General features: G+C 44.2%; 11 protein-coding genes and 1 pseudogene. 6 read left to right on the top strand and 6 right to left on the bottom strand.

Annotated elements, in window-relative coordinates; genetic code table 11:
• Position 1: 1 nt before the first annotated feature.
• From METMK1DRAFT_RS03220 to METMK1DRAFT_RS03210, 3 genes are read right to left on the bottom strand one after another with little or no spacing between them, the layout of a single operon-like run.
• Positions 2–712: a 4-carboxy-4-hydroxy-2-oxoadipate aldolase/oxaloacetate decarboxylase gene (locus tag METMK1DRAFT_RS03220; RefSeq protein WP_009070808.1), complete on the bottom strand. Its 711-nt coding sequence runs from the start codon at positions 710–712 to the stop codon at positions 2–4.
• Positions 709–1,428, bottom strand: coding sequence for a PIG-L deacetylase family protein (locus METMK1DRAFT_RS03215; protein ID WP_048087581.1), 720 nt, complete (start codon positions 1,426–1,428; stop codon positions 709–711). Before METMK1DRAFT_RS03215 ends, METMK1DRAFT_RS03220 begins: the two co-directional genes overlap by 4 nt.
• Before the next feature lie 4 nt (positions 1,429–1,432).
• Positions 1,433–1,720: an Aromatic-ring-opening dioxygenase LigAB, LigA subunit gene (locus METMK1DRAFT_RS03210; RefSeq protein ID WP_009070804.1), complete on the bottom strand. Its 288-nt coding sequence runs from the start codon at positions 1,718–1,720 to the stop codon at positions 1,433–1,435.
• 326 nt (positions 1,721–2,046) lie between these two features.
• Between METMK1DRAFT_RS03210 and METMK1DRAFT_RS03205 the strand changes: the two genes are divergently transcribed.
• From METMK1DRAFT_RS03205 to METMK1DRAFT_RS03185, 5 genes are all read left to right on the top strand, one after another.
• Positions 2,047–3,354 carry an MFS transporter gene (locus tag METMK1DRAFT_RS03205; protein ID WP_009070802.1) on the top strand — a complete coding sequence of 436 codons (1,308 nt, stop codon included), beginning with the start codon at positions 2,047–2,049 and terminating at the stop codon, positions 3,352–3,354.
• Between the two features lie 469 nt (positions 3,355–3,823).
• Positions 3,824–5,131 carry an MFS transporter gene (locus METMK1DRAFT_RS03200; RefSeq protein ID WP_009070797.1) on the top strand — a complete coding sequence of 436 codons (1,308 nt, stop codon included), beginning with the start codon at positions 3,824–3,826 and terminating at the stop codon, positions 5,129–5,131.
• A 264-nt stretch (positions 5,132–5,395) separates the two neighbouring features.
• Entirely contained in the window at positions 5,396–7,048 is a 1,653-nt protein-coding gene (locus METMK1DRAFT_RS03195) for a thiamine pyrophosphate-requiring protein (protein WP_009070795.1), read from the top strand.
• Positions 7,049–7,190: 142 nt separating this feature from the next.
• Complete coding sequence (locus METMK1DRAFT_RS03190) at positions 7,191–8,672, top strand: APC family permease (RefSeq protein WP_009070793.1); 1,482 nt, start codon at positions 7,191–7,193, stop codon at positions 8,670–8,672.
• Between the two features lie 105 nt (positions 8,673–8,777).
• Positions 8,778–9,461: a GntR family transcriptional regulator gene (locus METMK1DRAFT_RS03185; protein WP_009070791.1), complete on the top strand. Its 684-nt coding sequence runs from the start codon at positions 8,778–8,780 to the stop codon at positions 9,459–9,461.
• Between the two features lie 67 nt (positions 9,462–9,528).
• Here METMK1DRAFT_RS03185 and METMK1DRAFT_RS03180 read toward each other — a convergent pair whose 3' ends face one another.
• Positions 9,529–10,431 carry a DUF6282 family protein gene (locus tag METMK1DRAFT_RS03180; RefSeq protein ID WP_009070789.1) on the bottom strand — a complete coding sequence of 301 codons (903 nt, stop codon included), beginning with the start codon at positions 10,429–10,431 and terminating at the stop codon, positions 9,529–9,531.
• Between the two features lie 597 nt (positions 10,432–11,028).
• Between METMK1DRAFT_RS03180 and METMK1DRAFT_RS15480 the strand changes: the two genes are divergently transcribed.
• Positions 11,029–12,105 carry a zinc-dependent alcohol dehydrogenase gene (locus tag METMK1DRAFT_RS15480; RefSeq protein ID WP_009070787.1) on the top strand — a complete coding sequence of 359 codons (1,077 nt, stop codon included), beginning with the start codon at positions 11,029–11,031 and terminating at the stop codon, positions 12,103–12,105.
• 60 nt (positions 12,106–12,165) lie between these two features.
• Here the strand turns inward: METMK1DRAFT_RS15480 and METMK1DRAFT_RS03170 are convergent, their stop codons facing one another.
• Both METMK1DRAFT_RS03170 and METMK1DRAFT_RS18800 read right to left on the bottom strand, forming a co-directional pair.
• Positions 12,166–12,426, bottom strand: coding sequence for a hypothetical protein (locus METMK1DRAFT_RS03170; protein WP_009070785.1), 261 nt, complete (start codon positions 12,424–12,426; stop codon positions 12,166–12,168).
• Between the two features lie 114 nt (positions 12,427–12,540).
• A pseudogene (locus METMK1DRAFT_RS18800) lies at positions 12,541–12,810 on the bottom strand (IS256 family transposase); the annotation flags it as partial.

Here is a 12,810-nt window from a genome sequence, read left to right as displayed (position 1 = left end):
TTTATTGGTCACCTCTGACTTGATCTAGACTCTCCACATACTTCACCCCTATTTCCTGCAGGGTTTTCCTGAAGTTATATATGTCCACCGTAAGTTCCCCATCCAATATTCTCTTTCTCGTTACGTCTTCCCTCTGCTCCCTCTCCTTTGCTCTCCGGAGCACCTCGTCTATCTCCGCCCTGGGGACTACAACGACCCCATCATCATCTGCCAGCACGAAGTCCCCGGGGTTCACCAGAACCCCCTCTATTACCACTGGCACGTTAACCCAACCAGGTCTGTTCTTTGAGGTACCTGCTGCGGTGATGTATTTGGACCAGACAGGGTACTTCATCTCCCTCAACTTGGCTACATCCCTTACTCCAGCGTCAGTTATGAATGCATTGATCCCCCTTACCCTAAAGGCGTTTGCTAGGAGTTCTCCGAACATTCCGTTTGCCGACCCAGTCATGGTGGTCATTACTATGACATCACCAGGCTGCGCTACTTCAAGTGCAGCATGAAGCATTAGGTTGTCCCCATCACTACACTTCACCGTAACCGCAGTTCCTGCAGCCTTTAAGCCTGGCTGGATCGGCCTTATGGAGGGTCCCAAGAGTCCCAACTTCTCTTGGGACTCCGAGATCGTGGCAACTCCGTATTCCAGTAATTGACTAACTCTCTCAGGATCCTTGGGTGACCTGGGTATCTGTCTCACGATGACGTGTTTCATGGGAGATCATCCCCTATTATTGGCGTGTACATGTAAAATGCCTCCGCGTACTTATAATAATTCTTCCATCCGAATCTCCTCGTCTGTAATCCTCTAAGTTGATCCCTTAAAGAATAATATTCGACTTCGTTCTTTTGAGACTCCAGGCAATTCATGGCCTTCTGTTTCATATCATACACATCAGTTATGTTAATGTAAACGTGTGGGTAGAAACCCACCTGGTCGGCCACGTGGGGGTCGAAGCCGAATATCTTTGGCTCAGGCACAGGGGGATACTCCAGTTGTAATCCGTCTATGGCAGCCAGTCTTACAGCCGTTAGTACCGCATTAGCAGTATTGACATGATCTGGTCTAGTTTGCGTGTCTGGACCGTGGGTTATCAAAACCTCAGGACTATACTTCCTAATTATCCTGGCTATCTCGATGACTCTCGCCTCGTTGAACACTAGCGGATGATCGCCCCAGTCCATGAAGTCAATGGAAATGTTTCCCAGAGCATTAGACGCGCATTCAGCCTCTTCTCTCCTGATTTTCTTCACTTCCTCTACCGATTTGGCTCCTCTTCTCCAGGCACCACCAGATTCTCCCCTCTCTCCAAAACTTAACGCCACTACGTGAGCTTCCCCTCCACGCTTGACGGTCTTAGCTACAGTTCCTGAGGCCCTCCAGACGAAGTCTCCCACGTGGGCACTTATAACGAGTAACTTAGACGTCATTCTCTCAGACCTCCCGATATATTCTCTGTACATCTATCGGCCTGTCCTCATTTCCTAAGATAGACCTCCAGTAAGGATGAATAGCATAGGGATGAATGCCGTAGTTATACATCTCGACCATATCTCCCCTGAGCAACACTTCCATGTCTTTGGCACCTAGGCCGTATTTCTTCATGACGCTAACTGGATCCTTTTTGAACTCATTTCTGAGATCATTATTGGATAGTATATCATATATCAGCTTGTGAATAAAGTATTTATCGGGATTCGGAAAACCGTAAACCCTTCCCATACCACATCTGAAGTTGATAGGCTACAAGGCTTATAAATTTTCCTTCATTAACCATTTATATCTTTCGTTAAATATTTAATAGTAATTCATGGTGGAGTGTTAAAGAGTTATCCCGATCGCTGTCTAAAACCAGTAGCATCACCAGAGCAATTAAGCTCAAAATAACTTCCGATAAATAGAAGACGAATCTAGAAAGAAGGCCAAATTATTAGAGACCATAAGGCTAGTCGTAGGCCATTCTTTAAACATTTCTGTTCAACTTTAAAGTTTACTACATGACAATTATAAGATAGGTATTTTAGTAGATTATCTAAAAGCTAAGTGGAATGGGAACTGGTTCAGAACCATCATTAGGTGAAAAACTGAGAGTCGCAACTATAGCGTCCATGGGAACCATAATAGAAGCGTATGATAATTTTTTAACAGCTCTAGTTTCTACCGCAATTTGGCCGTTTGTGTTTTTCCCTAAATTCAATCCGTTAGTGGGTGTGCTAGCAGGAGTAACTACGTTCGGTGTAGGTTTAGCGTCAAGACCCCTAGGTGCACTGATATTTGGTCATTTCAGCGACAGACTCGGGAGGAAGTTCTCTCTAATATGGACGTTGGTGACTATGGGTGGAGGGACGCTCGCAATAGCTCTAACTCCTTCCTATCAAAGTATAGGTATCTTGGGAGGTATACTGGTGATAATCTTCAGAATAATTCAAGGGATGGGATTCGGTGGTGAATGGGGAGGTGCCACAGCCATACTGTCAGAATATACCCTGAGATCTAGATGGAGAGCACTATGGGTCAGTTGGGTTCCAAACGGTGTGAGCTTCGGGCTGTTCTTCGCTGCTCTTGCTTATGTGTTACTATCGCTTTTATTTCCAAAGGCAGAGATTATTAGTTTCGCTTGGAGAATACCATTCATAATAGGGGCTATAGTTATACTCATCGGTATATTAGTTAGGTACACGTTAAGTGAAAGTCCGGTTTTCTCGAAGCTGTTAGAGAGAGGAGATGTAGCCCGGGCACCCAGCATAGATGTGCTTAGGAAGTATTGGAAGAAAATCCTGATGCTATCCGCTACGTGGTGGTACGTCATAGGTAACGGTTTCCTCTTGAACACTGTCGCTGTCGGTATTATGCTTTCCACCAAGTTAACCCTCTTGGAAGCATATACTACTGTAATAGGGGCTGCCGTAGTCGGTGGAGTCACTGCCATACTAGGGGCTGCGTTGGCAGACAAGATAGGCAGAAAGAAAACCATCCTTATATCCTCAGGCATCACTGCTCTCGTATCATTCCCTTACTTATACCTACTCACCAGCGGCAACTTCTACTTAGATTTCCTAGCACAGAGTATGTGGCAGGGTGTGTTATTCATAGGTCAGGGGGTAGGTGCGGGCGCACTCTTCGCAGAATCGTTTCCAACTAAGTACAGGGCCTCTGGAGTAGGTCTATCGTTCACGTTTGGGGCCGCTATAGCTGGAACTCTTGTTCCCATAGTATCGCAAACTCTAATTGCCCTATCCCACGGGGTCTCTAAAGCTTGGCCAGAAATAGCAACTCTAGTATTCTTAGTGGCACTGGTTTCATTTTTGGTAGGGTTATTCATAAAGGATACTTCTAAGGTAGATCTAGAGAAATAATACTCGTAAAGCTAGTTTATTTTTTCCTCTCGGATCTGTAAATAGAAAGATGGTAACCATTATTGCTCAACATAGCTTATTAGGTCTGGACCACTCCTCACTGAAATACATTTTAATCTTGGCACTAAAATCTATGGGCCTTTTACAGTACCGTCGTCTAGGTATGACTTCTCTCTCGTTCTTTCTCCTCAAAATTAAGATGGTCAAGTTCAATTGAAGTTATATATCTTTAAAAAACGAAGTGGTAACGTTTATGGTCGGATTGCCAATCTCCCGCCATGTCCCTCGTACACTTGCTTTGTGAATTACTTCAATTTTTACCAGAGTTCACGTAAAGCTTTCTTTCAAATTTGTAATTTTGAATTTAAGTTAAGCTAACGAGCTTAGCGTCTAAGAAAATTCAACAACTCCACAAAGTGTCTTACACTAATTTTTTATAAAGGCCTACTAGTTCATATGTTGAAAAACCTTGTCTAAGAAGGCTAAAGGAACTGGCAGTGTAATCCTGGCTAGCTCCCTAGGTACAATAATAGATTACTATGATCTCTTCATCGTATCTACAGCGTCTTCCTTAGTATGGCCTTATATATTTTTCGTGGGTTTGAGCCCCGACGTCAAGGCTGCACTCTCCATAATCACTTTTGGTATAATATATGTAACAAGGCCCATAGGTGCCTTGATTTTTGGCCATTTCGGGGATAAGATAGGAAGGAGAGACATGTTAGTCTGGACCTTGGTCCTTACAGCCGTGGGAGTTGGAGGGATAGCTATACTTCCCACTGCGAGCGTAATAGGCACCACTGCTTCTGTGACCATAATAATTGCCTTAAGGATGTTGCAGGGAATAGGCCTCGGGGGAGAGTGGGCAGGTGCCTCGGTTTTCGCCACGGAGTTTGTGGCTAACTCTAGACACAGGGCATTTTTGACCGGTTGGATACAGAACGGGGTTAACATTGGGATCCTGATGGCTTCAGGATCGTTCGCGTTGATTTCCACAGTCTTTTCTCACGTCCAGTTGCTCGATTATGCTTGGAGGATACCGTTCGCAGTTGGGGTCATCATTATAATACTGGCTATATTTATCAGGCTTAAAATTACAGAATCTCCCCTATTTCAAGAGCTGAAGGAAAGGAATATGGTGGAGAGGGATCCCCTGATTAAGGTCTTCAAGGAGGGATGGAAGACCATTCTCCTCTTACTGCCAACTGCGTTCTTCATAGTGGGGGCCCCAGGGATATTTGTAAGCGGCCCTTATATCATAGACTTTGTGACCCATGAAAGCCATCAGATATCCGACGCATCGATCTCTTTAGCTGTTACAGCAGCTTCGGCTGCTGGGATTCTATTTACTATAATCGGCTCCTTGGTCGGGGATAGGATAGGAAGGAGAACTTCAATGATCCTCTCGTCGCTCCTAGTCGCGGTTTTCCTCTTTCCTTTCTACCTGCTAGTGAGGACTCTAAGTTACCCTCTGGTCGTGACTGGCTTAGTTTTGCTTAACTCTTTCTACAAGTTGGGTGATGGCGTTACCCCTGCCTTATTTTCTGAGCTGTTCACAACTAAGTATAGGTATTCTGGTGCAGGAGTAGCCTATCAACTAGGGAGCCTCGTCCTTGGGATCCTGTCTGTGTCCTTGATTCCCTTGTTAATTGCAGGAAAGGGTCTCGTGACGTCGCTTCAGTACATCGTGGGCTTAGGAGTTATAACTGCAGTGCTCACGGCAGTTACAGTGTATCTATTGAGGGAAACGAAGGACTCAGAATTGGTAGCAACGTGAAACTAATGTCTCAGCTTGATAATGTTTAGTCGGAGTCTCGTTGGCTACGTCTTCCTATGTTTCCCTTGATCTTACACAAAACAGCAGTTATGGGACTTTCCCATAAATATCGCCCTGTAATCAAGGCAAAATCTAATAACTGCTGACAAAACATTAGTCACAAGAGGAAGTCATGTCAATGAGTTTTTCGCTATCCGTGCAGGTTCTGAAGCCCATTATAATGTATGCTTATATTCGTAACTTCAAGATTGCTTTTGACTTACAATGAGTGAAAATCCCGATAGTTCTGGATCCGACGTGAGGAGCGCGACCTATGTGTTCTTAAGGGAATTGAAGGAACGCGGCGTAGATAAGCTCTTCATGGTATCTGGAACTGATTACGCTGCTTTCATTGAGGAGAAATCCAAGGATGTAAGGAACGAATTACCTGACTTTTTCCTAGTGCCCCACGAAATAACCGCTGCTGCAGCGGCTATGGGGTATTCCATTGGGGGAAAGATTGGGGCAGTGGCAGTTCATACCACGCCTGGGACCGCTAACGCATTGGGTATGATAATGAACGCCCATGGCTCTAAGATCCCACTACTGATAATAGCTGGAAGGTCACCTTACACTGAGAGGGGGTCTCCAGCCAGTCGTAACTTGAGGATTCACTGGCTTCAGGAATGCAGAGATCAAGGAGAAATGGTTAGACAGTGGGTTAAGTGGGACTTCGAGATAAGGACTGCAGATCAGATACCAGAAACCGTGTCCAGGGCAATTCAGCTTGCCTTGAGTGAACCACAGGGCCCAGTATATGTGACTTTGCCTAGGGAAGTTAGTATTGAGAAGATCAGACCTAGGAGAACCAGGGCCTCAGTATATGAGCCCGGTCCTTCAAGGAAGGCGTTGGACTTATCCGTTAATCTTATAAATAGAGCCGAAAACCCAGTTATAATAACGTGGAGAGCAGGCAAGAAGAAGGACTGGTTTGAGTCCCTGAAGGCCTTTGCTGACCGCGTGGGTATTCCGGTGCTAAATTACGTTGGAGAGTATGTAAATTACCCCTCTTCAGGCATCTCGGCCCTAGATAACTACGATCTGTCCAAGGTAGATCTAGTGATAACTGTGGAGGTTGACGTACCTTGGATACCAAAGTATATTGACGTCAATGCGAAAGTGATAAGAGTAGATACTGATCCAGGTTTCGCGTCTATCCCATTCTACGGGTTTCCTTGTGATGTCTGTATCCAATCCACTCCATCAGAATTCTTTGATCAGATATTATATAGGGTTAAACCTAAGGAGTGGAATAAGGAACAATTGAAAGAACTTAAGGAGAAGCAGGAAGACTCTAAGAGAAAAGAGATAGAAAGGCTTTCCGACAAGTCTCCCATACATCCAAGGTATCTCTCGTATAAGATAGGGGAACTAGGATTAGCCATAATGAACGAATATACGTTTAACCCAAGATATGCCAAGTTGGATCGTTTTAACTCCTATTTCGGTCCACCGGCAGTAGGTACCCTAGGGTGGGCAATAGGTGCTGCAATAGGGTATAAACTCGCAACGGGAAATGACGTAATAGCTACAGTGGGAGACGGCTCCTTTATATTCGGCGTTCCAGATGCCTTCTACTACGCATCACTGAAAGTTCCTGTGATGGTAGTCATATATGATAATGGCGGATGGTACGCCTCTGCCCTGGCCGTGAAGGAAGTGTTTCCAGAAGGCAATGCGGTCAAAAATAACCGTTATCCTGGTGCTGACTTCGAGTACAGAATGAGACTTGGAGAATCCATAACGAGTTACGGCGGTTTCTACAAACTCGTGGAGGATCCTCAAGAACTGGATGAGGCCCTTAAGATGGGAGCAGACTATGTTACCTCTAAAAACAAGCCGGCAATAATTCAAGTAATAACGGAACGGGACAGGTAGTTAACGGTGGCGCTGATCCCGGGGTCCTTCTGGATTTACGTGATCCTTTTATGTATTTAACAAGTTATGTATATAACAAGCAACTTCCTTTTGTTATGAATAGCACATAACTTTATTAATTTGTTTTCGTTGAACACTATTAATGAAGGATCTGGGAGAAAAACCTTTCAGATTAGCTAAGGATATAGGTCTCCTGGCAATAATCGCCTCTGCCATAAGCGAGGAGTATGGGGCTGGAATTAACGCAGTCACTACCTCAACGTTGAGTGTATATCCGGGAGCAGAATATCTGGTTCCCCTGGCTGTCTTCCTGAGTGGAATAATTCTCCTTCCAAAGGTGATCATGTATGTGGGCTTCGGAAAACATATGAGCAAAAGTGGGGGATGGTATGTCTGGATGTCTAGAACTCTTCATCCTAGCATCGCGTTCGTAGTCTCCTTTGTCAGGTGGGTAGTGGTTTCAGCTGCAATGGGCATCGTTGCATTTACGCTGGGTAGTTTCGTGGCCGAGTTCTTGTCGCTCTTGGGCGTGCACGGGGCAGTCTTCTTGGCAGAACCTCTTGGGAGATTTCTATTGGGTTTATCGGTGATATGGGTAATATTTGCTATACAATTTTCAGGAGTGAGAAGGTATGGGATCTTAGTCTCAATTGTGTTAATATTAATATTTATTGAGGCCTTTACCATAATAGTTATAGGGTTCTTTACGCCCAGCTCTCTATTTATAAGTTTAGTGAGCAGTAAAGTACACGTTACGCTCAGTCCTCCTAAGTCTGTGGGACCTGTTAGTGCATCAGCGGTTTTGGGTGTTATGGGACTATTTTTGTTTTCATATTCTGGTCTCAGCGGAGCCCCATTTCTCGGAGGAGAGAGTAAGGATGCCAAGAAGGATATGCCAAGAGGAATTTTAATCTCCTGGCTTACAGCAGTAATACTATATACGCTGATTACTCTGGCTCTGTTTACAGTGGCTCCTTGGTGGGCCGTAATAGATCTCCTCAAGTCTAAGGCATCGTACTTCGCTACTGCACCTGGAATAGTCAGTCTCGTTGCGCCCAATTGGGTTGGGCTACTTCTGACCGGCCTAGTTTCCATCATAGTGGCTAAAACCATAGCTCCCATAATGATGGAGCACAGTAGGTTATTGTTCGCCTGGTCTCAAGACGGTATCCTACCTAAGTCGTTAACGCATGTGAACAGGTTCAGGGCTCCAGACGTAGCCTTATTTATATCATCGTTATTGGCAACAGTCTTTTTGACAGATTTCACATTCATTAACTTCAATATAGGACTCGTCATGAGCGCCGTAGCCCTGATGCTCCTCATAGCGTTCTTGGGAGCAGGGGTCATAGTGAGCTCCATGAGGAGAGTGAAGAGGGATTGGGAGAAGAGAATATCCAGTTTAATTATGTTAGTAGGGGCTGTGGGGGGCATAATAATTGCAGCAATTATAATCCCCTCAGTAATTTTCTCTACAAATGTCCCATTTTATTTCCAGCCTTGGTTTCAACTAGTAATATCTATAATCGTTGCCATCGTAATTTATGTTTCTGCGGAGCTTTCCTATAGAAGGAACGGGAGAAGCTTATCTAGGGAGATAATGGAGAAGTTACCTCCAGAGTGATGCCGTTTAACGTAAGATCTTTTTGTCGTTATACTCTGTAGTTTGTGGTTAATATGTAAACAACAGTTGGACAACTTTATATACACGATCTTGAGATAATAATTTATGGACAATGGTGCTAATAGACGCGGACGGTTGAAGAAAAGTGAAATGATTTATGAGATGCTCAAGAGCGAGATACAAAAAGGAAAGTATCTTCCAGGACAGAGGATCACGGAAGACGAAGTAGCCAGAGAGTACGACACGAGCAGAAACACTGCTAGAGTGGCTTTAACTAAATTAGAAAAGGACGGGGTGATTCAGAGAACTTCAAGTGGACTGATAGTAGCGTTAACCGACGTTAGGGACGCAATCGAGATATTGGAGATCAGGGAACTTATCGAGGGTTACCTCACTAGAAGGGCTGCTAGCCGAATTAGCGAAGCGGCATTAAATAGGTTACATGACGTTTTGACCGAAATGGAAAAAGTTCTAATGGAGAATAGGTACTCAGAATATTCACGATTGAATGAGCAGTTTCATAGTATTATATATGACGCGTCGGATTCAAGAATAGGTGTTCAGATCCTTCATAATTTAAGAATAAAACTCATTAGATACCAATTTAGAACCATAATGATTCCGGGGAGGGCTCCCTTGTCACTTAAGGAACATCGTCAGATATATTTGGCACTGATGAACCGAAACGAGGAAGATGCTGAGAGGGCAGCCAGACTCCACGTAGCTAACGTTAGGGAGCTCATACGTAACTATAGTCAGTTACTGGATCTAAGGGAGTCGCAGGTGTAGTAAATAATCAACCTGTGCTCTTAACAAACGTTGTCTTGGTAAAATCTTCTTTTCTGAAGGTTTAGTTTCATTCTTCCAATAACCTCTTAGGATTATCCACTATCATTTTTTGAATTTCCTCAGTTGTGAATCCATTTTGAAGGAGTCTCTCGGCAAACATCAACATTCCTTCTACAGGGTATGGAGCATTTGGTTGACCCAGGTCTGTGGAAATTATGTTCCAACTGGGGCCCGTAGTCCTTATGGCACTTATGACCTTGTCCCACGTCGTCTTTCCAGAGTAAGGTGTTGTAAAGCACCTTTCTAGCATCACACCATATTGAAGTAACTCTTTCTGCTGCTCTAGTGTGTAGAGGGTTGAGGGGAAATCGGGGTGCGTTATTATGATCTTCCTAATTCCGTGCTCGTAGGCTACCCTGACAAGCTTGATCCCTTCCTCAGGGCTTAAATGACCTGTTGCCAATATCATGTTGTACTCTTTAATTATATCAAATACATGGTACACTTCGCCAAGCAGTTCCCCGTCCTCATCCCATACCTTAACGGGGCTCATCACCGCAAAGGATTTGAGATCCTTCTGAAGCCTCGCCCAGTAGGGAGCCTTGGACCAATCATCCACGTTTTTCCATCTTCCCCTCTCGTTAGGGGAGTCCACTGTTGGCATCCAAACTACCTTTGCGCCTACCTTGGCACTGACCTCGACGGCGACTGGATTTATTCCTCCAACTGAGTTATTTAATACTATCGATCCATACGCCTTGAACCCCTCAACGGAATATCTTACGAGGGAGGCTCTCTCTGCAGTAGGCGTATAGTGGGATTTAATAACGAACCCACTCATACCGTATTCCTTGGCCATCTTGGCGAACTCAATATCGTTAGCCTTCCTCGGTAGGAGATCGGGAGCGGAGTGCAGGTGCATGTCTATCCCATCTCGTATTAAATCCTTTACTTCCTTGGAGAACTCCATATTCTTACCGAGTAAAAGTTGAGGAACTTCATAATATATTTTTATGTTAGGTCTACTTCATGGAGTAATTAGATATTCTCCACTCATAAGCGATTTAAACTTATAGGTTAAGATATTTCAAATATCGCTGGGCACACTCTTTCTGCTAATATTTATGTGATATTCCCCTCTGTCTAACCTGGATTTTAGAGATGTTATTACTTCCCTGACGTTCTGATAAAATTTCTCACTGAAGGGATCGTTGCATAATATCTCTAATAATCCTTTGCAGATTGTTCCGTCGAAATCGATGTAAAGTATTCTTTTAACAGCAGTTATTAGATTTTGCCTTGATTACAGGGCGATATTTGAGGGAAAGCCCCATAACTGCTGTTTTAATTTAACACTAAATTTTAAATTTTAGAGAGACCCAATGACTAGTTATCATTGAGAAAATTGAAGTTTTCCATGGAGCATTAGATTTGAAACGTTCTAATTCCATTCATTATGAGGGGGATTAAGGGCTACAGGTTATATAGTGGTAATCTTGTAATGTCCATGAAGTAATCCTATTAAAGAAAGGAATATTTAAAAATCATTAAGGCTTTAACTCTCATCATGATAGCCTGTGTAAAGACCAAAAGGGGAGTAGGTGGAATAGAAGTAATGGAGTTGAGAGACTTCGAGTCTCCGCTTAGCGATCCCCATGTTGAGGTTGAAGTTGCGTGGGGGAGTATATGCGGTAGCGACATACACTTTTATAAGGACGTAGGAGACTATTCGCTCTTCTCGGTCCCCAAGATTATGGGGCACGAGGCGTCAGGTATTGTTAGGGCGCTACCCCCTAACTACATGGGGGACTTAAAGGAGGGGGATAAAGTAGTGTTGGAACCCCACGTTCACTGTGGGACCTGCAGGTTATGCAAGAGCGGTGCAACAAACGTCTGTGAGAACAGGGTCATCCACGGGTTTCACATAGACGGGTTTTTCGTCGATACCCTAAGGATTGAGAGTAAATATGTATATAAGATTCCCACGTCTATGGATTTACGTCTCGGAAGTCTAGTGGAACCAATGGCTATTGCAAATAATGCCCTGAGACGTAGTGGCATCTTAGAAAACAGGGATTGGTTAGTGGGTCCGGTTGTAATACTTGGCCCTGGAAAAATAGGATATTTCGTGACAAAACTACTACGACATCACATCCCTAATTCGGATGTGATTGTCATCGGTAAGGACGAAGACGAAAAGAGATTAGAGGCGTTCACGAAAGAGGGAATAAGGACTCTCACCTTCAGATCTAAGAGATATGCTGTTACTCCCCATAATTTAATTCTAGATTCCGACAAACTGGACAAACCCCAACTAATATTTGACTGTTCAGGTTCTCCAGACGCGTTAGGTGAATCCATCTCCATGTTGGGAAGGAAGGGTAGACTAGTAGTGGTAGGGCTATATGAGGAGGGTGGGGAATTTACCCCACATATCCTCTCATCAATAGTGAGGGAGGAGAAGACGATCATCGGAGCTTCCGGTGCCCTTCCCGAGGACTACGATATCGTCATTAAGTACATCGATGCGGGTTTCATAAGCAGGGATATCTTAAGTGAGTTCAGCATTAAGGACTGCGATTTAGCGTTCACTAAGTTCTTAAGGAGGGAGACAATAACGGCTCTCCTCAAGATAAATGGCTGAGAGGTTTCGGAGTGTCGTTCCACTAGGCATACATGAGTGATTACGTGTTACCATAAACATTCAAGGTTCTACCACGAAGTTCTTTACAAAAGAATCTGGAATTCTAAGGAGGATCTCTAACGTGAATGGATCGACGTATTTGATTTCCCCAGAAGACATAAGTATTATCTTCAGTCTAGGCCCATTACCCGACACGTCCTTGAATATCTTTAGATAGGAGAATTGATTTTTAACCTCTATACAGTCATCTTCGCTATTACATGGGGTCAACATCTCTTTTAATGAACTACCATCAGAGTTTTCTAGGTAAACGTCTTCCATGGGCAATATTCCACCTCCACACTTAAAAATCTGATCCAAGTACGACGAGGGCGATTCAGGGCTCCTTTGCGAATTGTAATATCTCTGTTGATTTGGACTTATTCAATGGAGGAATTATTGAATATATTTGATCATATCACGAAGAAATAAGGGATCTTGTAATATTATTACAAGATCGAGATAACAGGTCGAGAGGTTGTAGTTGACGGCTATGGCCTGGGCGATCTGGAGTATCCTCCAGGGGGAGTGGCACTTCCCGAACCTCCTCCTCTCCAGGAGGGAGTTGAAGGACTCGGCCAGGTTGTTCGACCTGAGGAGGGGCCAGAGCTCCCTGGGGGCAAGGAGGTAGGAGAGGAGGGGAGAGACACGGGTGGGGACGGACTC

This window comes from Metallosphaera yellowstonensis MK1 (assembly GCF_000243315.1).
GTDB lineage: Archaea > Thermoproteota > Thermoprotei_A > Sulfolobales > Sulfolobaceae > Metallosphaera > Metallosphaera yellowstonensis.
This window is presented reverse-complemented; position numbering and strand designations above follow the sequence as displayed.